Below are 24,775 nucleotides of genomic sequence, written 5' to 3' on the forward strand. Positions count from 1 at the left end.
GCGAAGCCCGCTCAGCCTTTCAGCGCCACCCAAGCGTCATATTGTGACAGATAAATATCCCCCGTCAGGTCGGCCAGAAAATGGCTCCGTTTCAGACGGTCCATGACAGGGCCTTTCACCTCGCTCAGATGCAGTTTGATGCCCATATCTTTCAGTTTGAGGTTCAGCGCCTCAAGACTTTCCAGCGCCGAAAGATCGACTTCGTTCACCGCCGAAAACATCAGGACCACATCGCTCAAAGGCGCATCACAGACCACCCGCGCGCTGACATAATCTTCTAAAAAACGCGCATTGGCAAAATAGAGGCTCTCATCCACCCGCAGGCTCACCAGATGGGGCAGGGTTTGGACAGCATGGCGGTGTATGTTGCGAAAATGCTGGGTGCCAGGCACAAGGCCGACTTCGGCCACATGGGGGCGCGAGGTGGCATAAAGGTGCAGCCCGATGGCAATCAGGACACCTGCGGAGACCCCGATTTCAACGCCAAATCCGAGGGTCAGCAAAATGGTCGCCGCAACAGCGGCGAAATCGACTTTGGAATATCCCCAGGCCCGTTTTAGGACACTGAAATCAACAAGGCTCAGCACCGCAACAATGATCGTGGCGGCGAGCGTGGCTTTGGGTAGGAAGTGCAACAGCGGCGTGAGAAAAAGCGCCGCAAGCAGGATCCCGATCGCTGTGAAAGCCCCTGCGGCGGGTGTTTCCGATCCTGCATCAAAGTTCACAACCGAGCGTGCAAAGCCGCCAGTGACAGGGTATCCGCCTGAAATCGCGGCGGCGATGTTGGACGTTCCGAGGCCGATCAGCTCTTGGTCGGGTTCGATGCGTTGGCGCTTCTTGGCCGCCAGGGTCTGCGCCACCGAGACAGATTCGACGAAGCCGATCACCGAAATCAAAACCGCCGACACAAATAAGTCACTCCAGAGCGACGGGCTGAAAGACGGTATCGTTAAGGGCGGCAGGCCTTGCGGGACATCACCGACAATTTTGACGCCCATGTCCTGAAGTCCGAAGCCCCAAACCGCGAGAGTTGTCACGGCCACAGCCGCAACAGGCCCTGCCTTTGCGCCGATGTCAGCCAGCCGTGGTCGCAGCCCGAGGCGGAGCAACAGGGGTTTAAGGCCTTTGCGGACCCAGAACAGAAATGCAGTTGCACTGACCCCAATCACCAGCGTGACAAGGTTGATTTCTCCCAGATGCGCGCTCAGCGCGCCAAGGATTTGCGGCAGCGTATGGCCATGGGCTTCAATGCCAAAGATGTGTTTGAGCTGGCTTGTGGCAATCAACAGCCCCGAGGCTGTGATAAACCCTGCAATCACGGGGTGGCTTAGAAAATTTGCAAGAAACCCGAGTCGCATCACCCCCATGAGCGTCAGCAAAGCGCCAGACATGAAGGCCAGCGTTCCCGCCGCGAGGGCCACGGAGGCCGCGTCTGTCAGGCCAAGGTTGCCGATTGCGGCGGCTGTCATCAGTGACACCACAGCGACAGGCCCGACTGCCAGTGCGCGGCTTGTCCCGAAGATGGCATAGGCCACCAGCGGTAAGATGGAGGCATAAAGCCCCATTTCGGCGGGCAGGCCCGCGAGCAGCGCATAGGCCAGAGACTGCGGGATGAGCATGATCGTGACAATCACCGCCGCAACCGCGTCGCTTAGAAATGTGTCACGGTTATACTCTCGTGACCATGTCAGAATGGGCAGGTAGCGCTGAAGCGCTTTCGGAAATTTGGTCATGGCGCGTCCTTTTATGCGTCTAATACATTCCGTTGACGGAATATGTAAAGGTGATTTTGTGAAAGATCATTGCCATTGAAGAGACGCAGGCTTAGCTAAAGCATATGAGTGACACGATTTATGCCATTGGTGATATTCACGGCCAGCACGAGCTTTTACTGGATGCTCTCACGCTGATCGAGCTGGACGGTGGACAGGATGCGCGGGTTATTTCTTTGGGTGATCTCGTGGACCGTGGCCCAGACAGCCGCGCTGTGATCGAAACGCTGATGAGTGGGGTCGCAGAGGGCCGCAACTGGACAGTTCTGATGGGCAATCATGACCGCCTCTTTGAGCAGTTTTTGCGCACGGGCGTGACGACCCATCCAAAGATGCGCTCAAGCTACACCTGGCTCAGCCCCGAGCTTGGCGGGCGCGATACGCTGGCCTCTTATGGTGTTGATTGCGGGCTGCCTGAGGCGGCGCTGCGTGCGGCGGCGCTTGAGGCTGTTCCGGAGGCGCACCGCGCTTTTCTGGCGGGGCTGCCGCTCTATCTGGAGGCGGGTGAGTGCCTCTTTGTCCATGCGGGTCTTCAGCCGCGTTTGCCAATGGCGTGGCAAACCGAGGATGATCTGATCTGGATACGCGATGCCTTTCTGACACATGAAGACCCGTTTGAGCGGCTTGTTGTGCATGGCCATACTGCCGTTGCGGCCCCAGAGCACAGGGGCAACCGCGTCAATATTGACAGTGGTGCCGGCTTTGGGCGGGCGCTGACCGTTGTTGCGATTGAGGGGGCGGATGTGTTTGTGCTCGAAGAAGACGGGCGCACGCCACTTTTGCCTGTGGCCTGAGCGCAAGCTATGCCTTCGGTCTGTCCATACAGACTGCCCTATAGGTTGCCCTATACTGTGCCACACAGCCGAAAATGAGGGGTTTGACGCTCCGTTCGACTTTTCATTCTCGCGGATTGCGGCCTATGGTTTGGCTAAGTTTAGGCAAGATATATAGCGGAGGTCTCATGACGGATATCGTAATTTTAGACGGCGCACGCACGGCGATTGGCACATTTGGCGGGGCGCTCGCAGGCGTCACCCCAGCCGAACTTGGCGCAACCGTCACCCGCGCCGCGCTTGAGCGCTCGGGCGTGGAGGGCGGGCAGATCGGCCATGCGGTTTACGGCCACGTCATCAACACGGAGCCGCGCGATATGTATGTCAGCCGCATTGCGGCGATGGATGCGGGCATTCCTGACAGCACACCCGCGATGAATGTGAACCGTCTTTGCGGCTCTGGCGCGCAGGCGATCGTCTCGGCGGTGCAGTCGCTTATGCTTGAGGATGCGGCCTTTGCCGTCGCGGGCGGCGTGGAGTGCATGAGCCGCTCGCCCTATATTGTGCCTGCCCAGCGTTGGGGCCAGAAAATGGGCGATATCAAGACTTTGGATATGATGCTCGGGGCGTTGAACTGCCCCTTTGGAACAGGGCATATGGGCGTCACAGCCGAGAATGTCGCCGCCGAGCACGACATCAGCCGCGCGGCACAGGACGCCTTTGCGCTGGAAAGCCAGACGCGCGCCGCCAAGGCGATTGAGGCTGGATATTTCGCCAGCCAGATTGTGCCCGTCGAGGTCCGCGTGAAGCGCGACATGGTGGCCTTTGAGGTGGATGAACACCCTAAAGCCACATCTCTTGAGGCGCTATCGGGCTTGCGCACGGTCTTTCAGAAAGACGGCACAGTGACAGCGGGCAATGCCTCTGGGATCAACGATGGTGCGGCGGCGCTTGTGCTGGCGCGCGCAGATGCGGCGGAAAAGGCGGGCCTGAAGCCGCGTGCGCGGGTGCTGGGGTATGCCCATGCGGGGGTGCGCCCTGAGGTCATGGGGATTGGCCCTGTCCCTGCGGTGCAGAACTTGCTTGCGTGCACAGGTCTGAGCCTTGCGGATTTTGACGTGATCGAAAGCAACGAGGCCTTTGCGGCACAGGCGCTTGCAGTCAACAAAGAGCTTGGTCTTGACGCAGCCAAAGTGAACCCGAACGGTGGCGCGATTGCGCTTGGTCACCCTGTTGGCGCAACGGGGGCCATCATCACCCTGAAGGCGCTCTATGAGCTAGAGCGCACGGGCGGCAAGCGCGCGCTTGTCACTATGTGTATCGGCGGCGGGCAGGGCATTGCCCTTGCGATTGAAGCGATCTGATTTGGACCGAAACCTGTTCTGCGCACCGCCTCGAGCCTTTGGCTTGGGGCGGTTTGTGCTAATTTATCTTTGATCTTAAACCTATATTCACCCTGTTTGTGCGAGCGTCTGCCCTGACCTGAATTGGCATGGTGGAGGATCAATGAGCCTGGTTGGCAAGCTCACGCAAGAGAGGCGCGCGCGCCTTGCGGCAGAACGGCTGCTTGAGCAAAAGCAGGCCGAGCTTTTTGCTGCCAACCAAAAGCTCGGGGCTTACGCCAAAAAACTGTCAGCCGAAATTGTCGAAACCCGTGCCGAAGTCCAGACTGTGCGAGACGAGAACCTGCGCGTCAAAAGTGATTTGTCGATTGCCCATAAGAAAATAGAAATTGCCGAGCGCAGGCTCTGGCTTTCGATAGAATCGATCAATGACGGCTTTGCCTTTTTCAACGCGGACAGCCAGATGATCATTGCCAATAAGGCTTATCTTTGGGCTTTTGACGGGATTGAAGACGTTGTGCCCGGGGTCAGCTATGTAACGCTTTTGCAGCTGTTGACGGACGAGGGGATTGTTGATCTTGGCGGGCAGGCCCCAGCCGCATGGAGGGCCGATATGCTGGCCCGTTGGCAAAGCCCTGCCCCCGAAGCGGTTACCATTCGGCTTTGGAACGGGGAGTATGTTAAACTCATCGATCAGCGGGGCCATGGCGGTGACGTTGTGAGCCTTGCGCTGAATATTACCGAAACAGTGCGCTACCAGCGCGAGCTGAAGGCCGCACGTGACAGCGCCGAAACGGCTGCGCGCGCCAAGTCGGCGTTTCTTGCCAATATGAGCCATGAAATTCGAACGCCGATGAATGGAGTCGTCGGGATGGCGGAGCTGTTGATGGAAACCGAGCTTGATGAAGAGCAGGAGCTTTTTGCAAAGACGATTAAAAACTCGGGTGAATCGCTCTTGGTGATCATCAATGATGTGCTCGACTTCTCCAAGCTGGATGCGGAAAAAATGGTGCTTCAGCACGAGCCGTTTGATTTTGAAGCCGCGCTCAATGAGGTTGTGATGCTGCTCCAGCCTGCGTTGCAGGGCAAGGATGTGCAGATCATTATCGATTATGACTTCTTTTTGCCGACCCTGTTCACCGGAGATGTCGGGCGCTTGCGGCAGGTGTTGACCAACCTGATTGGCAATGCAGTCAAGTTTACCAACAAAGGCTATGTTCTGGTGCGCGTTGTCGGGGTGTTTGACCAAGTTTTGAGCACCACGCGCTTGCATATCAGCGTTCAGGACACGGGCATCGGGATCGCGGCGGACAAGCTGTCTCATGTGTTTGGTGAGTTCAATCAAGTCGATGATGCGCGCAACCGTGCCTATGAAGGAACGGGGCTTGGGCTGGCCATCAGCCAAAAGCTGATTGGGATGATGGGCGGCGAAATCTGGGTCGAATCCGAAGAGGGTATCGGCTCTAACTTCGGGTTCAAAGTAGAGCTGGCGACACAAGCGCAAGCGGACACAAGCACCTGGAAGGCCATGGAGGGCCGTGCGCTCTTGCTTGAGCCTGTCGCTGCGATCGCGGATTTGGCGGAGCAACAGTTGGCGCGTTTGGGCTTGTCTGTTCAGTGCTGCGCGGCGGTTCCAGACGCGCTTGAAGCGCTTGGAGCGGATGTTTCTGTCGTATTGGCCGATAGCGAGATGGTCGGGTATGATTTGTTGCCCGCGCTTGAGGCTTCGGGCTATGCGGGCCGGGTAATCTTTCTGAGTGCAAAGCTTGGAGCCTATCAAAAGCAGGGCGATTGCAGGCTTGATGTTCATGAGCTGCAAAAGCCTCTTCTGGCGCGCGCGCTTGTCGAGAAGATGGCTTTGGCCCCTTCACGGTCGGATGAGACGGCCAGTGTTGCTGCTGATGTGATCGAAGCCGACGGAACCAAACGCAAGATGCGTGTGCTTGCGGCGGAAGACAACAAAACCAACCAACTCGTGTTTCGCAAAATGGTCAAAGCGCTTGATATCGATCTGATGTTTGCGAACAACGGTCGTGAGGCTGTTGAGCTTTACCAATCTTTTGAGCCTGACGTGATCTTTATGGATATTTCCATGCCTGAAATGGACGGCAAAGACGCGACCCGCGCGATCAGGGCGCTTGAGGCTGTCTCGGGTTGTCATACGCCCATCCTTGCGCTGACGGCCCATGCGATGGGCGGGGATAAGGAGGAGATTATGGCGGCGGGGATGGACCAGTTTTTGACCAAACCTCTGCGCAAGGCCGAAATATTCTCGGCCATTGGCGGCTATCAGCCAAAGGATGCGTTACCTGTTCTCTCAGATGAGGCGGCGGCTTAGCCTGCGCGCAAAAAGGCGGGCTTGTCGGGCGCAGACAGCTCGGGCGCATAGGCGTAGCCGCCCGTGTCAAACGCAGTCAGCGCGTCGGCGTCTTTGAGGCGGTTTTCGACAATAAAACGCGCCATAGCGCCACGCGCCTTCTTGGCGTAGAAACTCACGATTTTGGGGCCTTGGGGCTTGTCCTCATAAAACACAGGGGTGATGACGCGCGGCTTGAGGGCCGTCAGATCGACCGCGCCGAAGTATTCCTGACTGGCGCAGTTGACCAGACACTCCGCGCCTGCGGCCTCTGCTTCTGTGTTGAGCTGCTCCGCAATGGCGCTGCCCCAATATTCATAGAGATTTTTGCCCTGTGGCGTCTTAAAGCGCGTGCCCATTTCAAGGCGATAGGGCTTGATGGCGTCCAGCGGCCGCAAGAGACCATAGAGCCCCGAAAGAATGCGCAGATGTCCGCCCGCCCATTGCATTGCGTCTTCTTCAAGGCTTGCGGCTTCAAGGCCTGAATAGGTGTCGCCGTTGAACATGAGCGCGGCAGGCGCGGCGGGCAAGGCCTCCCAATTCTGGAAACGGTCATAATTGAGCTTGGCCAGACTGTCGCTCAGGTGCATGAGCTTGGCGAGATCTGCGGCGGTGAGCTTGGCGGCCTCTGCCGCGAGGGCTTCGGCGCGGGGCGCAAATGTTGGTTCTGTTATGGGCAGAGTGGTTTCAGCGGTTTCGTTTAGTTTTTTCGCTGGCGAAATCACAACAAGCATAGTCATACACCCCCATGTATCAGGTCAATAAAGGCCGCTCCAAATCGTTCGGCGCGTTTGTCGCCGATCAGCCGCTCTAGTGCATCTAGGGACTGTGGGCGCATTTGTGCAACCTTTGCGAGCTGGGAATTTGTCAGGCTGAGTGGTTTTTGTGTCCCGCAGCTGCCGCGCTGGAGCGCATTTTGGGCCTCAACGAGCTGATCAAACAGGCTGCCTGCGGGCTTGCCCGCCAGCTTGCGGCGCGCTGGGGAGGCTTTGGGCGTATCCTCCGCCAGCACAGACAAAAAATCACGCCCGTATTTCTCAAGCTTCTTCTGACCGACCCCCGCGATCATGGCGAACTCATCAAGCGACTGAGGTTTATTTTTCACCATCTCGATGAGCGTTTTGTCGTTGAAGACAATATATGCGGGCAGATTTGCCGCCTCGGCAAGAGCGCGGCGTTTGGCTTTGAGAGCAGAAAAGAGCGGCGCGTCTTCTTCTGACACCAGCGTTTTGATTTTGGGGCCGCTTGTCGCTGTGCTGACAAGATCTTTGCGCAGTGTGAGGGTTGTTTCGCCTTTTAGGAGTGGGTGGGCCTTGCGCGTGATTTTGAGAGCGCCATGGGCGCGGGCATCTGGGCGAATGAGATCATGGCCCATGAGTTGGCGCAAAACCGCTTGCCATTGTGCGGGGCGGTAGGCTGTTCCGACGCCGAATGTCGGGAGGCCATCATGTCCAAACTGGCGCACCTTGTCTGTGAGCTTGCCGAGGAGAATGTCGATAATCTGGCCCGCGCCAAAACGCTCTTCGCTCCGCAAGATCGCGGAAAGCGCCATGCGCGCAGCCTCGGTGGCGTCAAATGTCTCAGGCGGTTTGTCGCAGAGGTCGCAATTGTTGCAGGGCTCTGACGCTTCGTCAAAATAAGACAGGAGCAGCTGGCGGCGACAGCTTGTCGCCTCGGCCAAGCCAAGAAGCGCGTTGAGGCGGCCATGATCGGCCTCTTGCCTGTCGACGGGGGCGAGGCTTTCGTCAATCTGGGCGCGCCTGAGGCGGATATCTTCGGGGCCATAGAGTGTGAGTGTTTCGGCGCGAGCACCGTCGCGGCCTGCACGGCCGATTTCTTGGTAGTAGCCCTCGACAGATTTTGGGAGGTCGGCGTGGGCAACCCAGCGGATGTCTGGCTTGTCGACGCCCATCCCGAAAGCAATGGTGGCCACCACAATCAGTGCATCTTCTGTGTTGAAGCGGTGCTCGACGCGGCGGCGCTCGTCTGGGTCCATGGCGCCGTGATAATGGCAGGCATTGTGGCCCTCATCGCGCAGGGCGGCGGCCAAGGCTTCTGTTTTGGCGCGGGTGGCGCAATAGACAATCCCGCATTGGCCGCGGCGCGCGGCGGCATAGCTCAATATCTGCTGGCGCGGCTTGTCCTTGGGGGCGAAGGCGAGGCTGATGTTTGGCCTGTCAAACCCGTGCAAGAAGCGACGCGGCTCTGTGCCTGCGAAGAGGCGGGTGATGATCTCGTCTTGGGTCTCGTTGTCTGCTGTGGCGGTGAAGGCGGCGAGGGGCACGTTTAGATAGCGCTGAAGCTCGCCGATGCGCAGATAATCTGGGCGGAAGTCATGGCCCCATTGGCTGACGCAATGGGCCTCATCAACCGCGATGCGCGCAACACCTGCATCGCGCAGGATATTGCGCGTCACAGTGGAAGACAGCCGCTCTGGCGCGAGATAAAGCAGGCTCAGCTCGCCTGCGCGGGCGGCGTCTATTACGGCGTTGTTCTCGTCTTCGCTGGCGGCGGATGTGAGCGCGCCAGCGGCAACCCCTGCTTGCTGAAGGGCTGAAACCTGATCGCGCATGAGGGCGATGAGAGGAGAGATCACAAGGGTCAGGCCTTCGCCCATAAGCGCGGGGAGCTGGTAGCAAAGCGACTTGCCACCGCCTGTTGGCATGATGGCGAGCACGCTTTCGCCGCTGGCCACGGCGCGCACGATTTCTTCCTGCCCGGGGCGGAAGGCGTCAAAGCCGAAGACGGACTTTAGAAGCGCATTTGCCGAAGCCATTTATCTCTGTATCTCTTGCTGCTCTTTGCCCCTGTGTCCCACAGCGGCGCGGGGCTGGCAAGGCAAGCTCAGTAGAGTGAGGGCAGGAAATAGTCGCGTAAGGCGATGATGATAATGAAGACAGCGAGGGGCGCCAGATCAAGCGGATGTGTGTTGGGCAAAATATTGCGAACAGGGCGGAATACAGGCTCAAACAAGCGGTTCAGGCCCTGCCAGATTTGGGCCACCAGCGGCTGCCCGAGATTGAGCACTTGAAAATTGATGAGCCAGCTCATGATCACGTGGACAAGCAGTAGCGTGAAGGCCACATCAAGGATCAGGCCGAATGTTTGAATAAATGGAGCCATGTGCCGCGCCTTTCTGGATATGCAGGCTATACCTAGGTTTTTGTGATGCAAAGCACAAGTGACAGGTGGCACCGTGAACGCGAACCTTGCGCCATGGGCGCAATCCATGTCTTATCAGGCAAAGAATGGCGGGGGCTTCAGAGCAATGGCAAAGTCGATTTCGACGCGAAAGCGGATCTGGGGCTGGTACTTTTTTGACTGGGCCAGCCAACCTTATCATACGCTTCTGGTGACATTTATCTTTGGGCCGTATTTTGCCACGGTTGCGGCGCAACACTTCCTTGGAACGGGTTTGAGCGAGCAGGCGGCCGACGCGCAAGCGCAGAGCCTTTGGTCTTTTGGCCTTGGGTTTGTCGGGCTGTTTATCGGGCTGGGCGCGCCCTTTCTGGGCGCTTTGGCGGACAGCACAGGGCGGCGTATCCCGTGGATTTTTGCTTTCTCCATGCTCTATGTCACGGGGGCCTTGGGGCTTTGGTATATGCTGCCCGACGGGTCAAACCTCTGGCTTGGACTGGTCTTTTTCGGGATCGGCTTTGTCGGAGCTGAATGGGCGCTGATCTTTATCAATTCGCAGCTTCCCTCCTTGAGCGCGGAGGAGGGCACGGGCAAAATCTCCGGCTCTGGTTTTGCTTTTGGATACCTTGGTGGCGTTATTTCTCTGGCGATTATGCTCTTGTTGTTTGTCGAGCAGGGCGACGGCAAAACCTTGATCGGGCTTGATCCGGCTTTTGGCTTTGATGCTTCGGCACGTGAGGGAACCCGATTTGTCGGGCCGTTTACGGCGGTTTGGTTTGCTGTTTTCATGATCCCTTATTTCCTTTGGGTGCGGGACGAACCTGTTGTGGGCAGGGCGCGGGCGAGTGTGTCTGCGGCCCTTGCTTCGCTGATGCGCTCGATACGGGGGCTGCGGCACAATAAATCACTGACGGCCTATCTTGGTGCGTCGATGTTTTATCGGGACGCGCTGAACGGCCTTTATAGTTTTGGAGGCGTCTATGCGGCGCTGGTCCTGAACTGGCAGATCACCCAGATCGGGGTGTTTGGTGTGATTGGTGCGATTTCGGCGGCGCTGTTCAGCTGGCTTGGCGGCAAGTTTGACAGCCGCTTTGGGCCTAAGCCTGTGATTATCATAGCGATCTGGCTTTTGATCGGCGTTTGTATCACGGTTGTTTCGATGTCGCGCGAAATGATTTTTGGTATGCCGCTGGTAGACGGCTCCAGCCTGCCTGACATTGTGTTTCTGATCTGTGGTGTGTTTATTGGCGGGCTTGGCGGCACATTGCAGGCCGCTTCGCGCACGCTCATGGTGCGTCATTCCAAGCCTGAAGCGCCGACCGAGAGTTTTGGGCTCTATGGCCTCACGGGGCGCGCGACGGCCTTTCTTGCGCCGACACTGATCGGGCTGGCGACCGCAGTGAGCGGAAGCGCGCGCCTCGGGGTTTCGCCTGTGATTGTGCTCTTTCTAATTGGGCTGGTTTTGTTACGATGGGTTAAGCCCGAAGGAGACAGGAGCTAAAAGTGAAACAGTTATTTGTTGTGTGTTTGGTGGCTCTGTTGGCGGGCTGTGGCGGGGGCAAGTCTGAAACAATCAGCACAAAAAGCGCCTCTGTGATCCCTGCGAGCATGAGCGGAAAACTTGCCAAGCAGCTTTTTGGCGTGGCGCAAGACGGCTCACAGCAATCCTCAGCGGCCTATGGAGGATATGCCAAGGGCTGTCTTGCGGGGGGTGTGGAACTCGCCGAGACAGGGCCGACATGGCAGGCGATGCGCCTGTCGCGCAATCGCAACTGGGGGCATCCTGAACTGATTGATTTTGTTCAGAAACTTTCGGGCTTTGCCGCGACCCAGCCGGGTTGGAAGGGCCTCTATGTGGGCGATCTGAGCCAGCCGCGCGGAGGGCCGATGCTCTCTGGGCACCGAAGCCACCAGAACGGGTTAGACGCGGATATCTGGATGCTTGCGCCAAAACGGCTCAACCTGAGCGCAAGTGAACGGGAGAATATTTCCTCGATTTCGCTGCGCCGCGCAAATGGAGCCTACACCAATGACAATTACACACAGCAACATATGGAGATTATGAAGGCGGCGGCAAAAGATCCGCGCGTCTCGCGTATTTTTGTGTTTCCGGGCGCAAAAGTGCAAATGTGCAATGCGGAAAAAGGCGACAAAAGCTGGCTGCGCAAAGTGCGCCCGTGGTGGGGGCATCACTATCATTTCCATGTGCGCCTGAACTGCCCGAAGGGAATGCGCGGCTGTGTCAACCAAGCGGGCCCACCGGCTGGAGACGGCTGCGCAGATGCGCAGACATGGGTTGATAATATTCTCAATCCGCCGCCCCCCGACCCGAACGCCAAGCCGCGGCGCGAATACACTCTGGCTGATTTGCCCAATCAATGCGTCGGTGTTTTGCAGTCGCGCTAGGCGCGATGATTGCCGCGGTTGGCGGGCTTTCGGGCTATGATGTCTCCGGTGGACTACGACACGTTTTGACAGATAGGGGGCACCTCTATGTGCTGTCTTAAGGCAAGATAACCCCGGTCACTTTACAAGACGTTAACGGAGCGCCGCTGGGCCGCCACGCCAACGCTTCTGAAGGGCTTGCGGCCATTGTCGTGAGGTTGATGGCCAGCGAACCTGTCCGCTATCGCTTAAATAAGCCCTTGAAATAAGGGGTTTAGGGCGTTAGGAGGGCGCGTCTGAATGGGTCAGGCCAAGTCTCCGCAACCTTGTGAAAACGGAAATGCACATGACACGCACGTATCTTCCTGGCGTTATCGCCATGGCGGCCATTGTGGTTGCCTCCAATATTCTGGTCCAATTTCTCTTTGGTCAATGGCTCACGTGGGGGGCGTTTACCTACCCGCTGGCCTTTCTTGTGACTGATATTATGAACCGCGTTTATGGCCCCAAGGCGGCGCGGCAAGTTGTTGTTATCGGGTTTGTTTTTGGTGTTTTCTGCTCTTTGGTCGGCACCCAGATCATGGGCGAATACGGCCCGCTTGTGACGCTTCGGATCGCCATCGGATCGGGCGCGGCCTTCTTGCTGGCGCAGCTTCTGGATGTGGCGGCGTTCGATGCGTTAAGAAGCGGGAAATGGTGGCGCGCGCCGCTTGTTTCGACGCTTTTGGGCGCAAGTCTGGACAGCGCAATTTTCTTTACAATCGCTTTCTCGGGCGCACTCACATTTATCGAACCGTCAAATGATGTGTCTTGGGCGGGCGAGGTTCTGCCGCTTCTGGGCGTCGGGCCGGCTGTGCCGCTCTGGGTTTCGCTTGCTGTGGCGGACTGGGGCGTCAAGCTTTCGCTCGCCTTGCTGGCCTTGATCCCGTTCCGCATCATCGTGGGGCGCGTCACAAAAAATACACAACATTTTGTTTGACATATGCGCTCCCTGTGCCACTCTGAGCGCATCTTAAAACAACTGAAAGGAGGTGCTCTAGTGTCTAATGGGAAACCGGAGAATGGTCTTGGGACAGTTCGGGAGGCGCGGATTTAGGGCAGCCCCTAGGTTCGACAAACCACGGATTGGTGCGCCCTAACCAGCCCACCTCCTAAAATCTCGGGGGCCGTTCGACAGGATCGAGCGGCCCTTTTACCTTTCGACTCAATTTTGAAAAACAGGGGGGTGAAAAGCGTGCACAACCCGTGCACCCCCCGTGCACCGCCTGAAGAGAAAAATGCCGTTAACCATTTCAGATGAGATAGAGATCGCGGATTGGGAAATTTCCGAGGTTTTTGTGCGCTCAAGCGGCCCCGGCGGACAAAATGTAAATAAAGTTTCCACCGCTGTTGAGCTGCGCTTTGAGGCGGAGCGCTCGCCGAACCTGCCCGCGCCCGTGAAGACACGGCTGAGGAAACTCGCGGGCCGCCGCTGGACCAAGGAAGGCGCGATTGTGCTTCAGGTCGAAGACACCCGCTCGCAGGCGCGGAATAGGGAAATCGCGCGGGAGCGGCTGATTGAACTTGTGCGGGCGGCTCTGGTGAAACCCAAACGACGGATCGCGACCAAGCCGACCTACGGCAGCCAGAAACGGCGGCTCAAAGCGAAGAAAGTGCGCGGCGATGTGAAGGCGATGCGCGGGAAGGTGAGTGGGGAGGAGTGAGCTTTGTGGCTTTGGGGCTTCATTAAGCTCGCAACAAACTCTTTAGTCGCTAAGTCGGGTGCAGCAAAACCCCTTGTTTCTCTGTTTCGCCAGTTTTCTCGCAACAAGCCTTGTTCTTGGCAGGCAATGTGATACAAACTTTGTTATGGCTACAGCTCAGACACTTGTTATCAACAACACAACATATGACTGCTCCAAGGCAGTTCGATACCACTATGGGGGCTTCCCACCCCTTCCAATCGACGTCAATGCTGTGTTTGAACCTCTTACGGAGGCATTGCAGCAACTGACGCGCTACGACGAAAAGCTTAAGTACCTCCAAAATTCTGAGCTGCTTTTGGCTCCGCTTCGACAGCGCGATGCTGTTGTTTCTTCTAGAATGGAAGGCACAATCTCAACTCTGGAAGAAGTTTTGAGACTGGAAGCAAGCGAAAATGCAAAGAGACAAGAAGGCGCTGTGCGCAACGAAACAATGGAAGTTGCATTGTATGCTCGTGCGTTAAGGCAAGCCGAAACAGAAATGCGCAATGGGCATCCGATATCGGAAGTCTTAATCAAAAACGCTCACCATACTCTTCTTAGTGCTGGACGCGGAGCAAAGCAGCGGCCGGGACAATACAAAGAGGAGCAAAATTACGTTGGAGACAAAGCTCAGCGGCGAGTAGATTTCATTCCGATATCACCTAACGATCTTCCCGATGGAATGAGTGAGCTTATAAACTTCGTTAGACACGACCCTCAGCATACTTTGATCCGGACGGCTATTGCGCATGCGGAATTTGAGGCTCTCCATCCTTTTGAAGATGGGAATGGACGAGTTGGTCGAATGCTGATTCCGCTATTGCTTTGGGAATGTAAGGTGTTGAGCGCGCCTCATTTTTTTGTGAGTGACTTTTTCGAGCGGAACAAGGATGAATACATCGCAAGGTTAAGAGAGATATCGGCTTCTAACGATTGGTCAAGCTGGTGTGCGTTCTTTTTGACAGGCCTGTCGGTCCAAGCTGCGAATAACATAGATACGGTCGGTCAAATACAAGTTCATTATGAGAAAACACGTGAGAGATTTAGAGAGGTCTTAAAGTCTCAATATTTTCACTCAGCTGTTGACTACGTTTTTAACTATCCAGTTTTTTGGAACAACCACTTCGTCGAAGTTGCTGAGGGGCCCAAGTCTACTCTCCGTAATTTCACGCCAAAGCTTGTTAAAGAAGGATTGATTCAGACAATAATTGCGCCCTCAGGAAGAGCACCTGGACTGTATGCCTATTCGTCGTTGTTACAGATACTGAACAACGAAAACTAAACCACAACCTCCATTTCATCCTGATCCCCGACTCCGAACACCCGTTTATAGCGTTCGATTTCTTCCGCTGGGCCCATGGCTTTGCGGGGGTTGTCGGAGAGTTTGACTGTGGGGGAGCCGTTGGCGGAGACGGCTTTGCAGACCATGGAGAAGGGCGCGAGGGCGTCGCCGCTCGTGAGGCCGCGGAAGTCGTTTGTCATGAGGGTGCCCCAGCCGAAGGAGGGGCGGACGCGGCCTGAGAATTGCGCGTGGAGTTCGAGGATTTTGTCGACGTCCAAGCCATCGGAGAAGATGACCAGTTTTTTGGTCGGGTCCTCATTGCGCTCTTGCCACCAGTTGATCGCTGTTTCGGCGGCTGTTGCAGGGTCGCCAGAGTCGATCCTGATGCCTGTCCAGCCAGCGAGCCAGTCGGGCGCGCGCTCGAGGAAGCCTTTGGTTCCGTAGGTGTCGGGCAGGATGATGCGCAGGTTGCCGTCGTGTTCCTCGTGCCAGTCCGAGAGCACGTCATAGGGCGCGCGGGCGAGGGCTTCGTCCGTTTGCGCCAAGGCGGAGTAGACCATGGGCAGCTCGTGGGCGTTTGTGCCTATGGCTTCGATATCGCGGCGCATGGCGATGTGGACATTGGAGGTGCCGATGAAGGCATCGGGGCCGAGGCCTTCGAGCATGGCTTGCACGCACCAGTCTTGCCAGAGGTAGGAGTGGCGGCGGCGGGTTCCGAAATCGGCGAGTTTGAGGCCGGGGGCTGAGCGCAGGCGCTCGATCTTTTCCCAGAGTTTGGTTGTGGCGCGGGCGTAGAGGACTTGCAGCTCGAATTTGCCCATCTGGCCGAGGACGGCGCGGGAGCGCAGCTCCATCAGGACGGCGAGCGCGGGAATTTCCCAGAGCATGACTTCGGGCCAGCTGCCCTCAAACGTGAGTTCGTATTGGTCGCCCACACGCTCGAGGTGGTAGGGCGGGAGGCGCAGGTTTTCGAACCATTCCATGAAGTCGGGGCGGAACATCTGGCGCTTGCCATAGAAGGTATTGCCGCGCAGATATGTGCTTTCACCGCGGGTGAGGGAGAGGGAGCGGATATGGTCGAGCTGTTCGCGCAGCTCGCCCTCGTCGATGAGCTTGGCGAGGGGCACGGTTTTGTCGCGGTTGATGAGAGAAAAGCGCACTTTGGCGTCGGGTTTGTTGCGAAAGACCGACTGGCACATCAGCAGTTTGTAAAAGTCATTGTCGATCAGCGAGCGGACGATCGGGTCGATCTTCCATTTGTGATTCCAGACGCGTGTGGCGATGTCCATGGGTGCGGCCCCCTTGCAAAATGTTGCAGCCACCATGGGGTGCCGGGCGGGCGGGTTCAAGCCCTCAAACGCGCGGGTCAGATCTGGCCGAGCCAGCCCATGAGATCAGAGCGCTTGAGCGGCTTGGAGAGGAAGCCATCCATGCCTGCCGAGAGGCAGGCGGCTTTGTCGGAGGCGTAGACATTGGCTGTGAGGGCGACGATTTTGGGCTGGGGCAGGGATTTTTCGGCGCGGATTTTGCGGGTTGCGCTGATCCCGTCCATTTCGGGCATGGACATATCCATGAAGATGACATGGGGCTGGTGGCGCAGAGTGAGGCGCACGGCTTCACGGCCATTGCGCGCATAGACCACGTCCATCTCTGTGTCTTTTAGGTATTTTTTGATCAGCAGCTGGTTGGTGAGGTTGTCCTCGGCCACCAGCGCTTTGATGCCGGGTAGTTTGACGCTTGGAAGTGCCTCAAGGGCGGCTTCGGCAGCGACTTCGAGGGCGTCGAGCGTATGGTCAAGCTCGAGGGTGATTGTGAAGGTCGAGCCTGTGCCAAGGGTCGAGCGGAGCGCGATATCGCCGCCCATTTCATGCGCGAGGATGCGCGAGATGGTCAGGCCAAGGCCTGTGCCGCCGTATTGGCGGGTGATGTCTCCATCGGCCTGACTGAACTGGTCAAAAATTTGCTCGACCCTGTCTTCGGCGATCCCGATTCCTGTGTCGTTGACTTCAAGAGTGACAAGATTGCCTTCGCTGCTTGGATAGCAGGAGAGATCAATGGTGACGCCGCCATGTTGGGTAAATTTGATAGCATTGCCGACCACATTGATCACGATCTGGCGAATGCGCCCGTCATCTCCGCGCAAGAGCGGGGGAATGGGGGTGAGGCAGTTGAGCTTGACGAAAATATCCTTTTCAATCGCTTTGGGGCGCAGGATCGAGAGGGCGCTTTCGACACAGCCGAGCAAGTCGAAGTCAACTGGATTGATGACGGATTTGCCTGCGTCGAGCTTGGAGAAATCAAGAATGTCATTGATGATCCGCATCAAGGCTTCGGCGGAGTAGCGGATCGTTTCGACATAGCCTTTCTGTTCTTTGCTGAGGCTCTCGTCGTGCAGCAGATCGGCCATGCCGATGATGCCATTCATGGGCGTGCGGATTTCGTGGCTCATGGTGGCGAGGAACTGGGTTTTGGCGCGCTCGCCGTCTTCGGCAGCGCGCTTGGCGACGGCCAGCTCTTCCATGTGGTATTTGTCGGCGGTGACATCGCGCTCGATGGCAATGATCATTTCGACCTGACCTGCCTCGTTGTAAATCGGGACCTGATTGGTTTCGACCCAGATTTTGGTTCCGTCTTTGCGGTAATTGAGCAGCTCGGTGCGCAGCGGTGTGCCTGTGGCGATGGCGCTTTCGATTGCGGCGGTCGTGGTGAAGGCGGTCTCCGGGCCGTCAAGCAGGGTGCCTGTTTTTTGGCCGATGGCCTCTTCGCTGCTGTAGCCTGTGATCCGTGTAAAGGCTTCGTTGACCCAGAGGATATGACCTTTGGGGTCTGCAACAATTACGGAATCATTGGCGTATCGGGCTACGAGCGCAAGGCGGCGGACCTCGCTTTGTTGATCATGCAGGGTTTTGTTGATGGCGGCCAGTTCGAGGCTTTGTTCCAGCATCCGCCTGTCGCTGTTTGTCCGGTGCTCAAAGCCGCTTTGGGAGTATTGCAAAAAGGTGAAGACAAGGAAGATTGTCATGCTGAGGGCGAAGACGGCGTATATCTGCTCTTGAAGGCCGAGTGTGCCAAAGGCGGCGCCGTAGATTATGGTGGCTATTCCAGAGGCAAGGAGGGTTGCCAATCTGATATAGGTTGCTGTTTTGTGGAAGCACAACAGATAGCTTGAGTTGATCCCGCCGCCTGCGATGAAGGCGAAACAGAAGGCCAGCGTCTCGGGGGAGCCTTCGAGCCAGACAGGGAAAAAGGCGAGCGCAACGCTTGTGAGCGATTGAAAACTGGCGGTTGCGGTGGCGAGATGGTGAAGGCGTTTGTAGGGCACGCCGCGTTGAAGCTGCCCCGGAACCGTCTTGAGGAAAAGCGTGTCGACAAGCTCTCCTGCAAGGAGGATCAGGTAGACAACGCCCCCAATGAGAAAGTGACCGGTCAGAAAGAGCACGAGCGATCCGCAGATCATAAATATCTGGCGAAACCAAAAATAAGCGGGGCGCCGCAGCGCATAGCGCAAGAGCAAGCCCTCGGGGCTGTTGCGCTGTTCGAACTCCGCGAGTTTTTGTTCAAATTCCAGACTGTCTGCTGGCATTGCCGCTTGTATCCTTCCACGCGCACCTGCGGGAAGACTTAGCCTTTTTCAGCTTAATGAACAGGTAACAAAACCCCAATATTTACAGGCGTTTTTAACAGTATTTAGCTGATAATAACGCCTGCTTCACGCATTTGCGATTTGGCGGCTGCGAGCGATCCGTCAAGATCAATCGCGCGGCAGAGGCTTTCGCGCAGCTCGACCGCATAGCCAAGGCGGGCAGCATCAAGAGCGGAGTAGGCGACGCAGAAGTCTGTGGCGAGACCTGTGAGCACGAGCGAGCGGATGCCGCGCTCTTGCAAGTAGCCGTGCAGCCCTGTGGCTGTGCTTCTGTCGTTTTCAAAGAAGGCGGAATAGCTGTCGATCGGCGCGCGGAAGCCTTTGCGCACGATCATTTGCGCCGCATCTGTGCGCAGGTCGGGATGAAAGGCTGCGCCTTGGGAGCCGATCACGCAATGGTCGGGCCAGAGGACTTGGGGGCCATAGGGCATTTCTGTCAGATCAAAGGGGGCTTTGCCTGCGTGCGAGGCGGCAAATGAGGAGTGCCCCGAGGGGTGCCAGTCTTGGGTCAGGATGACAGAGCTGTGGTCGTCCATGAGCGCGTTGATGCCTGCAACGATCTGGTCGCCTCCGGCTACGGCGAGCGCGCCGCCAGGGCAGAAGTCGTTCTGAACGTCGATCACGAGGAGGGCAGTGTCTTTGGCGGCGGGCATGGCGAACTCCTTGGCAAAATGTGTTCTGCGACAATGGGTAGGGGTGCAAAAGGGCGAACTCAAGAGTAAACCCTGTGTTGAAATTGCGAATCCACATGAAGCGAAGCCTATGTTTATACTTGCAGCCCTCTATCATTTCACCCCGTTTGAAGACCCCGCTGCGATGCAGGCACCGCTTCAGGACGTCTGCCGCGCGAACGGCATTTCCGGCTCTTTGCTGATTGCACGTGAGGGGATCAACGGCACGATTGCGGGCCACCGCGCGGGGCTTGATACTGTGCTTGGCTATATCCGTGCGCTGCCCGGCTGTGCCACGCTGGAGTGGAAGGAAAGCACGGCGGCGAGCCAGCCGTTCGCGCGTATGAAAGTGAAGCTCAAGAAAGAGATTGTCACGATGGGCCAGCCCGATGTGGACCCGCGCGCCCATGTGGGCAACTACGTGGAGCCAGAGGACTGGAACGCGCTGATCCTGTCAGAAGATGTCGCGGTGATTGACACGCGCAACGACTATGAAGTTGCGATTGGCACGTTTGAGGGCGCGGTTGACCCTATGACAGCGAGCTTTCGCGACTTTCCAGCTTGGTGGGAAGAGAACAAAGAGCGCTTTCACAACAAGCGGATCGCGATGTTTTGCACCGGCGGTATCCGCTGTGAGAAATCGACGAACTACCTGCTCGGGCAGGGGATTGAGGATGTGTATCACCTGAAGGGGGGTATTCTGAAATATCTCGAAAAAGTGCCTGAAGAGCAGAGCACATGGAACGGCGAGTGCTTTGTTTTTGACGGGCGTGTCTCGGTGGGCCACGGCTTGCGCGAGGGGCCACACGAGCTTTGCCATGCGTGCCGCCGCCCTGTTTTGCCAGAAGATAAGGCGCGGGCCGACTGGGAGCAGGGGGTGTCTTGCCACCACTGCATTGACGAGACCACAGACGACGACAAGATGCGCTTTCGCGAGCGTCAGAAGCAGATCCGCCTTGCGGCAGAGCGCGGCGAGCAGCACATCAAGGTTGATGTGCCTGTTGAACCGCTGGGCTGAGGGCTGATCGGTCCATATAGGCCGTCAGTTGGGCGCGCCCGACGCCTTAGTTCGGGGTCGGACGCACCTTGATCTGAGGGGGCGCCGCTTAGGGCTTGAGGCAGGTTTCAAAGCCTGCTGTGAGATGCTCCATCAGAGCCGCGTAGTGGCCCGCACCAAGGGGTAGAGCCGCGCCGAGGGCGTCGATTTCAACTGCGGGGATGTTGAGCGTTTCGCTCACCAGTGTGATGCTGGCTTTGGGGGTGTTTGGCTCGACCACAAAGCAGGCCAGCTCGGGCGACTCCTTTAGCAGTCCGCGCAAATGCGCGGGTCCTGCATCTTGATCATCTGCGTCCGAGATTGCCGCATGGGACGTGAGGCCAAAGCGGGCCTGAAAATACTGGTAGGCGTCATGGGCTGTGAGGAACTCCCTGTTGGCAAGGGGGGCGAGGCGGGCGTCTGCGCTGGCCATTTGCAGGGTCAGAGCCTCGGCGGCGCTTGTGGCATTGGCACGGTAGGTCGCGGCATTGTCAGGATCAAGCTTGGCGAGTTGCTCTGCTATGACCTTTAGCCAGACAACGGCGTTATCGGGGCTGAGCCATGCGTGAGCGTCTTTGTTCACTGTCGCTTCTGCATGATCATCGTGGCCGGCGTGATCATCATGGTTGTCGTGGTCGTCATGACCTGTGTGATCATCGTGGTCTTTATGGTCGTGATCATGGCTGTCTTTGGCTTCCTTATGGGTGTCTTCGCCATGATCGTGGCCGTGATCATGGTCGTGGTCATGCGCGCCGCGTTTGTCTAAAAGCAGGGTGCCTTCGGTTTCCATCAGGGAGATGCTGGCGGCATTCGGGGCCATTTCTGTTTTGGCGTCGCCGAGCCATGGCGACATGAGCGGGCCAACCCAGATGAGAAGATCGGCGTTTTGCAGGCGTGTGGCCTCGGAAGGGCGCAGAGCGTGGTTGTGTGGGTTGGAACCTGCGTTTGTGAGCAACTCAGGTGCGCCCAAATCTCCCATAACTTGGGCGGCGAGGCTGTGCACTGGCGGGATATCTGCCACAACGCGCAAAGGCTCTGCCGCGAGCGGGCTTGCGAAGAGGGCGGTTGTGGTGATCAGGTATTTTAGCATAGGGACTCCGAAAACTTGGGTGGACGTTAATGGCGATATGTTATAACATAACAGTATGAGTCAAGATATGAATTCGAAAAAAGCGAGGAGCGCTTCTGTGACAGGCTTTGGCGCGCATGATCATTCCCGCTGTCGGGCGGCCTCAATGACGGCCGCCGAGGCGCTCTGCGCTGCGCGCAAGCTCCAGCTGACGCCTTTGCGCAGGCGGGTCTTGGAGATATTGCTTGAGGCGCATGAAGCGCTGGGCGCATATGATGTGTTGGCGCGGCTGGCGGCGGAGGGGCTTGGCTCCAAGCCGCCTGTCGCCTATCGCGCGCTTGGATTTTGGGTCGAGCAGGGGCTTGTCCACCGTATCGAAAAGCTCAACGCTTATGTGGCCTGTGCCCACCCGGGGCGCGCGCATGACGCGGCGTTTATGATCTGCCGCGACTGCGGGCTTGTGGCCGAAACAGAGAGCCAAGGGCCGTTTGGCAAAAGCGCGGGCGAAGCTGGATTTCAGATCGAGTCTATGGTGATCGAGGCGGAAGGGCTGTGCCCCAAATGTATTCCGGAGGCAGGCGCATGAGCTTGATCGAGGCGCGCGGGCTGAGCAAGAGCTTTGGCGGCGACACTGTATTGCAGGGTGTGAACATTGCGATCAAGCGCGGCGAGATTGTAACCATCGTGGGGCCGAACGGCTCGGGCAAGTCGACTTTGCTGCGGATGTTGGCGGGGGTTTTGAAGCCTGATGGCGGCGAGATCAGCCATGCGGCGGGTTTGACGATCGGATATGTGCCACAGAAGCTTGCGCTTGAGGCGAGCTTGCCGATGACAGTGCGCCGCTTTCTCAATGTGCCACGGCGCGTCAGTGAGGCGGCGGCGGAGCGCGCTTTGGCGCGGGTCGGCATTGCGGCGCTTAAGACGCGCAGTCTTGGCGGGCTTTCGGGCGGTCAGATGCAGCGGGTTTTGCTGGCGCGGGCGCTGATTGTGGAGCCTGACGTCCTGATGCTGGACGAGCCGACGCAAGGGCTGGACCAACCCGGGCAAGCCGACTTTTACCGTCTGATTGAGGAGCTGCGCGCCGAGATGGGCTGTGCTGTTTTGATGGTCAGTCACGAGCTGCACGTTGTGATGAGCGCGTCTGATCGGGTGATTTGTCTCAATGGTCATATCTGCTGCGAAGGCACGCCTGAAATTGTGCGCAATGCGCCCGAATATCGCCGCCTCTTTGGGACGGGCACACAGGGCGCGCTGGCGCTCTATCGCCATGAGCATGACCATGTGCATGATGAAACCTGTGGCCATGACCATACCCATGACCACGCCGATGACCACGAGGGTGCTCACTGATGCTCAATGACTTTTTGGTGCGCGCGGGGCTTGCGGGCCTTGGTGTTTCTTTGGCGGCGGGGGCGCTTGGGCCGTTTGTTGTCTGGCGGCGGATGGCGTATTTCGGCGATGCGATGGCCCATGCGGCTATTCTTGGCGTTGCGCTGTCACTTGGCTTTGCTGTTTCTATTTTTATCGGGGTTTTGCTGGCGGCGCTCTTGGTTGCTGTTTTGTTTATCACGCTGACGCGGCGGAGCCAGTCGGCAGATTCGGCCCTTGGCGTGATTGCGCATTCGGCGCTGGCTTTCGGGCTTGTGGCTGTTGCGATGAGTTCGCAGGCGCGGGTGATCAATGTGGAGGCCTATCTTTTTGGCGATGTGCTCACCGTGTCGCGCGCGGATCTGGCGCTGATATGGAGCGTTGCTGGCGTTGTTGCGCTTTGGCTTGTCTGGCGCTGGCAGGCGCTTGTGACTTGGGTTCTTTCGCCCGATCTGGCAGAGACGAGCGGCTATAATACGAAGCTTGAAGAGATGGGGCTGATTGTGGCGCTGGCGCTTGTTGTGGCGGTCGGGATCAAGGCTGTGGGCGCTTTGCTGATCACGGCGCTTCTGATTATTCCTGCCGCATCTGCGCGCCCGCACGTGCGCACACCCGAGGCGATGATTGCGCTGTCGCTTGGCTTTGGGGCGCTGGCGGCTGTGGCGGGGCTGCGCGGCGCGCTTTGGTTTGATACGCCTGCGGGGCCGAGCATTGTCTGTGCGGCGGCGATTGCTTTTGGGCTGTCAATGGTTGTGGCGAAGCTGCGAGGGCGCTGATGTATAAGCGCTATGCGATTTATGACTGCCCTGAGGGGGCGCTTGGGGCCTTTGGGGCGGCATGGCTCGGGAGCGGGCGTGCGCTTGTGGAGCGGCCTGCGCGCTATGGCTTTCACGCGACATTGAAGGCGCCGTTTGCGCTGGCCGAGGGCCAGAGCGAGGGCGCGCTTGCAGGTGCGCTCAAGGCGCTGGCGGCGGGGCTTTCGCCTGTTGGGGTCACGCTTGAGCTGGCGCGGCTGGGCAGCTTTTTTGCGCTTGTGCCACAGAGCCACTCAGAGCCGCTCACCCGTTTGGCGGGGGCTTCTGTGCTGGAGCTTGAGGCGTTTCGCGCGCCCATGACTGCGGCGGAGTATGAGCGCAAATTGCGGCCCAGTATGAGCGCGCAGAAGCTTAAGAACCTCAAGCGTTGGGGTTATCCCTATGTGCTTGAAGACTTTCGCTATCATCTGACCCTGACGGGGCCAGTGGCACAGGCGGAGCGTGCAAGCGTGCGCGCCGAGCTTGACGCGGCGCTGCCTGATTTGAGCGTGGCGCATAGGATCGGCTCGATCTGCCTTTGCGGCGAGGACGCGGCTGGGCAGTTTCACATGATCCAGAGGTTTCCTTTAAGCGGGGCGTAGGCCGAGCATTTTGCGGGCCTCTGCCGCCGTTGCGACGCGGCGCTCGTATTTTTCACACAGCGCGGCCGCGCGCGCGATCAGCGCGGCGTTGGAGGGGGCGAGGGTGTCGCGATCAAGGCGCATATTGTCTTCAAGCCCCGCACGGGTATGCCCGCCTGCAGCGATGGCCCATTCGTTGACCACAACCTGATTAGGCCCGATGCCTGCTGCGCACCATTCGGCCTCGGGCGCGCGGGATTTCATCATCTGAACATAAAAATCAAAGACCTCTTTGTCGGCGGGCATGGCGTTTTTGACGCCCATGACGAATTGCACATAGAGCTTGCCAAAGAGCGTGCCTTCGGCGTGAAGGCGGATCGCTTGGAGGATGTGAGAGAGGTCAAAGGCCTCAATCTCTGGCGTGATTTCGTATTTGACCATCTCTGAGGCGAGCCACGCGACAAGATCGGGGCTGTTCTCATAGACCCGTGTCGGGAAGTTGTTGGACCCCACCGAGAGCGAGGCCATATCGGGGCGCAAAGACAGCATTCCGCCGCGCTCATGGCCTGCGCCAGAGCGACCCCCCGTGGAGAACTGAAGGATCGCTTCGGGGGCGTGTTTGCGCAGCTCTTCTTGCAGGCGGGCGAACTTCTCGGGATCCGAGCTTGGCGTTTCGTCATCGTTGCGCACATGGGCGTGGATGATGCTTGCGCCCGCTTCAATGGCGGCGAGGGAGCTTTCGACTTGCTCTGCGATTGTGGTGGGCACGGCGGGGTTGTTGGCTTTGGTCGGAACCGAGCCTGTGATGGCGCAGCAGAGAATGCAGGGTTTGGTCATGAG

Annotated in this window: 22 protein-coding genes; 13 read left to right on the forward strand and 9 right to left on the reverse strand. The window is 58.0% G+C overall.

Annotated features, from left to right (window positions below):
* Positions 1-11: 11 nt before the first annotated feature.
* Positions 12-1,733 carry a SulP family inorganic anion transporter gene (locus ACTF58_RS04195; protein WP_438990709.1) on the reverse strand — a complete coding sequence of 574 codons (1,722 nt, stop codon included), beginning with the start codon at positions 1,731-1,733 and terminating at the stop codon, positions 12-14.
* A gap of 104 nt (positions 1,734-1,837) precedes the next feature.
* Between ACTF58_RS04195 and ACTF58_RS04200 the strand changes: the two genes are divergently transcribed.
* The 3 genes from ACTF58_RS04200 to ACTF58_RS04210 all read left to right on the forward strand — a co-directional run bounded on the left by ACTF58_RS04200 (position 1,838) and on the right by ACTF58_RS04210 (position 6,226).
* Complete coding sequence (locus ACTF58_RS04200) at positions 1,838-2,566, forward strand: metallophosphoesterase (RefSeq protein ID WP_438990710.1); 729 nt, start codon at positions 1,838-1,840, stop codon at positions 2,564-2,566.
* Positions 2,567-2,733: 167 nt separating this feature from the next.
* Positions 2,734-3,909: an acetyl-CoA C-acyltransferase family protein gene (locus ACTF58_RS04205; RefSeq protein WP_438990711.1), complete on the forward strand. Its 1,176-nt coding sequence runs from the start codon at positions 2,734-2,736 to the stop codon at positions 3,907-3,909.
* Positions 3,910-4,051: 142 nt separating this feature from the next.
* Entirely contained in the window at positions 4,052-6,226 is a 2,175-nt protein-coding gene (locus ACTF58_RS04210) for a response regulator (protein ID WP_438990712.1), read from the forward strand.
* Here the strand turns inward: ACTF58_RS04210 and yaaA are convergent.
* The 3 genes from yaaA to ACTF58_RS04225 all read right to left on the reverse strand — a co-directional run bounded on the left by yaaA (position 6,223) and on the right by ACTF58_RS04225 (position 9,367).
* A complete protein-coding gene (gene yaaA, locus ACTF58_RS04215; protein ID WP_438990753.1) occupies positions 6,223-6,978 on the reverse strand; it encodes a peroxide stress protein YaaA in 756 nt (251 codons plus the stop codon). The two genes, ACTF58_RS04210 and yaaA, sit on opposite strands and share 4 nt — an antisense overlap.
* A 2-nt stretch (positions 6,979-6,980) precedes the next feature.
* A complete protein-coding gene (gene recQ / locus ACTF58_RS04220; RefSeq protein WP_438990713.1) occupies positions 6,981-9,020 on the reverse strand; it encodes a DNA helicase RecQ in 2,040 nt (679 codons plus the stop codon).
* 68 nt (positions 9,021-9,088) lie between these two features.
* Entirely contained in the window at positions 9,089-9,367 is a 279-nt protein-coding gene (locus ACTF58_RS04225) for a YggT family protein (RefSeq protein ID WP_438990714.1), read from the reverse strand.
* 106 nt (positions 9,368-9,473) lie between these two features.
* On the opposite strand from ACTF58_RS04225, the gene ACTF58_RS04230 reads away from it, so the two are divergent.
* The 5 genes from ACTF58_RS04230 to ACTF58_RS04250 all read left to right on the forward strand — a co-directional run bounded on the left by ACTF58_RS04230 (position 9,474) and on the right by ACTF58_RS04250 (position 14,773).
* Positions 9,474-10,883, forward strand: a complete 1,410-nt coding sequence (locus ACTF58_RS04230; protein WP_438990715.1) for an MFS transporter — start codon at positions 9,474-9,476, stop codon at positions 10,881-10,883.
* A 107-nt stretch (positions 10,884-10,990) separates the two neighbouring features.
* Positions 10,991-11,788 (forward strand): penicillin-insensitive murein endopeptidase, encoded by a 798-nt coding sequence (gene mepA / locus ACTF58_RS04235; protein WP_438990754.1) that lies wholly within the window; start codon positions 10,991-10,993, stop codon positions 11,786-11,788.
* A gap of 325 nt (positions 11,789-12,113) precedes the next feature.
* Entirely contained in the window at positions 12,114-12,746 is a 633-nt protein-coding gene (locus ACTF58_RS04240; RefSeq protein ID WP_438990716.1) for a queuosine precursor transporter, read from the forward strand.
* Positions 12,747-13,044: 298 nt separating this feature from the next.
* A complete protein-coding gene (gene arfB, locus ACTF58_RS04245) occupies positions 13,045-13,470 on the forward strand; it encodes an alternative ribosome rescue aminoacyl-tRNA hydrolase ArfB (RefSeq protein WP_438990717.1) in 426 nt (141 codons plus the stop codon).
* Positions 13,471-13,615: 145 nt separating this feature from the next.
* Positions 13,616-14,773 carry a Fic family protein gene (locus tag ACTF58_RS04250; RefSeq protein WP_438990718.1) on the forward strand — a complete coding sequence of 386 codons (1,158 nt, stop codon included), beginning with the start codon at positions 13,616-13,618 and terminating at the stop codon, positions 14,771-14,773.
* Here the strand turns inward: ACTF58_RS04250 and pncB are convergent.
* The 3 genes from pncB to pncA all read right to left on the reverse strand — a co-directional run bounded on the left by pncB (position 14,770) and on the right by pncA (position 19,069).
* Entirely contained in the window at positions 14,770-16,062 is a 1,293-nt protein-coding gene (gene pncB / locus ACTF58_RS04255; RefSeq protein WP_438990719.1) for a nicotinate phosphoribosyltransferase, read from the reverse strand. The two genes, ACTF58_RS04250 and pncB, sit on opposite strands and share 4 nt — an antisense overlap.
* A 77-nt stretch (positions 16,063-16,139) precedes the next feature.
* Complete coding sequence (locus ACTF58_RS04260; RefSeq protein WP_438990720.1) at positions 16,140-18,356, reverse strand: ATP-binding protein; 2,217 nt, start codon at positions 18,354-18,356, stop codon at positions 16,140-16,142.
* A 104-nt stretch (positions 18,357-18,460) separates the two neighbouring features.
* A complete protein-coding gene (gene pncA, locus ACTF58_RS04265; protein ID WP_438990721.1) occupies positions 18,461-19,069 on the reverse strand; it encodes a bifunctional nicotinamidase/pyrazinamidase in 609 nt (202 codons plus the stop codon).
* 109 nt (positions 19,070-19,178) lie between these two features.
* On the opposite strand from pncA, the gene trhO reads away from it, so the two are divergent.
* Entirely contained in the window at positions 19,179-20,105 is a 927-nt protein-coding gene (gene trhO, locus ACTF58_RS04270; protein WP_438990722.1) for an oxygen-dependent tRNA uridine(34) hydroxylase TrhO, read from the forward strand.
* A gap of 88 nt (positions 20,106-20,193) precedes the next feature.
* Here the strand turns inward: trhO and ACTF58_RS04275 are convergent, their stop codons facing one another.
* On the reverse strand, positions 20,194-21,213 hold the full coding sequence (locus tag ACTF58_RS04275; RefSeq protein ID WP_438990723.1) for a zinc ABC transporter substrate-binding protein: 1,020 nt from the start codon (positions 21,211-21,213) through the stop codon (positions 20,194-20,196).
* Between the two features lie 67 nt (positions 21,214-21,280).
* Between ACTF58_RS04275 and ACTF58_RS04280 the strand changes: the two genes are divergently transcribed.
* From ACTF58_RS04280 to ACTF58_RS04295, 4 genes are read left to right on the forward strand one after another with little or no spacing between them, the layout of a single operon-like run.
* The gene (locus ACTF58_RS04280; protein WP_438990724.1) at positions 21,281-21,778 is read left to right on the forward strand and encodes a Fur family transcriptional regulator; all 498 of its coding nucleotides are present in this window, start codon (positions 21,281-21,283) and stop codon (positions 21,776-21,778) included.
* The gene (locus ACTF58_RS04285) at positions 21,775-22,542 is read left to right on the forward strand and encodes a metal ABC transporter ATP-binding protein (protein WP_438990725.1); all 768 of its coding nucleotides are present in this window, start codon (positions 21,775-21,777) and stop codon (positions 22,540-22,542) included. Before ACTF58_RS04280 ends, ACTF58_RS04285 begins: the two co-directional genes overlap by 4 nt.
* Positions 22,542-23,336 carry a metal ABC transporter permease gene (locus ACTF58_RS04290; protein WP_438990726.1) on the forward strand — a complete coding sequence of 265 codons (795 nt, stop codon included), beginning with the start codon at positions 22,542-22,544 and terminating at the stop codon, positions 23,334-23,336. The genes ACTF58_RS04285 and ACTF58_RS04290 overlap by 1 nt, the downstream gene beginning before the upstream one ends.
* Complete coding sequence (locus tag ACTF58_RS04295) at positions 23,336-23,956, forward strand: DUF1045 domain-containing protein (RefSeq protein WP_438990727.1); 621 nt, start codon at positions 23,336-23,338, stop codon at positions 23,954-23,956. Before ACTF58_RS04290 ends, ACTF58_RS04295 begins: the two co-directional genes overlap by 1 nt.
* Here the strand turns inward: ACTF58_RS04295 and ACTF58_RS04300 are convergent.
* On the reverse strand, positions 23,942-24,772 hold the full coding sequence (locus ACTF58_RS04300) for a 3-keto-5-aminohexanoate cleavage protein (protein WP_438990728.1): 831 nt from the start codon (positions 24,770-24,772) through the stop codon (positions 23,942-23,944). The two genes, ACTF58_RS04295 and ACTF58_RS04300, sit on opposite strands and share 15 nt — an antisense overlap.
* Positions 24,773-24,775 lie beyond the last annotated feature (3 nt).

The organism is Lentibacter sp. (genome assembly GCF_965657785.1).
Taxonomy (GTDB): Bacteria; Pseudomonadota; Alphaproteobacteria; order Rhodobacterales; family Rhodobacteraceae; genus Lentibacter.

Coding starts and splice junctions, on each gene's coding strand:
- ACTF58_RS04250 (WP_438990718.1), top strand. CDS start 13,616: ATGGCTACAGCTCAGACACTTGTTATCAACAACACAACATATGACTGC.
- ACTF58_RS04260 (WP_438990720.1), bottom strand. CDS start 18,356: ATGCCAGCAGACAGTCTGGAATTTGAACAAAAACTCGCGGAGTTCGAA.
- ACTF58_RS04280 (WP_438990724.1), top strand. CDS start 21,281: ATGAATTCGAAAAAAGCGAGGAGCGCTTCTGTGACAGGCTTTGGCGCG.
- ACTF58_RS04205 (WP_438990711.1), top strand. CDS start 2,734: ATGACGGATATCGTAATTTTAGACGGCGCACGCACGGCGATTGGCACA.
- ACTF58_RS04275 (WP_438990723.1), bottom strand. CDS start 21,213: ATGCTAAAATACCTGATCACCACAACCGCCCTCTTCGCAAGCCCGCTC.
- pncB (WP_438990719.1), bottom strand. CDS start 16,062: ATGGACATCGCCACACGCGTCTGGAATCACAAATGGAAGATCGACCCG.
- ACTF58_RS04295 (WP_438990727.1), top strand. CDS start 23,336: ATGTATAAGCGCTATGCGATTTATGACTGCCCTGAGGGGGCGCTTGGG.
- yaaA (WP_438990753.1), bottom strand. CDS start 6,978: ATGCTTGTTGTGATTTCGCCAGCGAAAAAACTAAACGAAACCGCTGAA.
- ACTF58_RS04285 (WP_438990725.1), top strand. CDS start 21,775: ATGAGCTTGATCGAGGCGCGCGGGCTGAGCAAGAGCTTTGGCGGCGAC.
- ACTF58_RS04290 (WP_438990726.1), top strand. CDS start 22,542: ATGCTCAATGACTTTTTGGTGCGCGCGGGGCTTGCGGGCCTTGGTGTT.
- ACTF58_RS04210 (WP_438990712.1), top strand. CDS start 4,052: ATGAGCCTGGTTGGCAAGCTCACGCAAGAGAGGCGCGCGCGCCTTGCG.
- ACTF58_RS04195 (WP_438990709.1), bottom strand. CDS start 1,733: ATGACCAAATTTCCGAAAGCGCTTCAGCGCTACCTGCCCATTCTGACA.
- arfB (WP_438990717.1), top strand. CDS start 13,045: ATGCCGTTAACCATTTCAGATGAGATAGAGATCGCGGATTGGGAAATT.
- mepA (WP_438990754.1), top strand. CDS start 10,991: ATGAGCGGAAAACTTGCCAAGCAGCTTTTTGGCGTGGCGCAAGACGGC.
- ACTF58_RS04240 (WP_438990716.1), top strand. CDS start 12,114: ATGACACGCACGTATCTTCCTGGCGTTATCGCCATGGCGGCCATTGTG.
- recQ (WP_438990713.1), bottom strand. CDS start 9,020: ATGGCTTCGGCAAATGCGCTTCTAAAGTCCGTCTTCGGCTTTGACGCC.
- trhO (WP_438990722.1), top strand. CDS start 19,179: ATGTTTATACTTGCAGCCCTCTATCATTTCACCCCGTTTGAAGACCCC.
- ACTF58_RS04230 (WP_438990715.1), top strand. CDS start 9,474: ATGTCTTATCAGGCAAAGAATGGCGGGGGCTTCAGAGCAATGGCAAAG.
- ACTF58_RS04200 (WP_438990710.1), top strand. CDS start 1,838: ATGAGTGACACGATTTATGCCATTGGTGATATTCACGGCCAGCACGAG.
- ACTF58_RS04300 (WP_438990728.1), bottom strand. CDS start 24,772: ATGACCAAACCCTGCATTCTCTGCTGCGCCATCACAGGCTCGGTTCCG.
- pncA (WP_438990721.1), bottom strand. CDS start 19,069: ATGCCCGCCGCCAAAGACACTGCCCTCCTCGTGATCGACGTTCAGAAC.
- ACTF58_RS04225 (WP_438990714.1), bottom strand. CDS start 9,367: ATGGCTCCATTTATTCAAACATTCGGCCTGATCCTTGATGTGGCCTTC.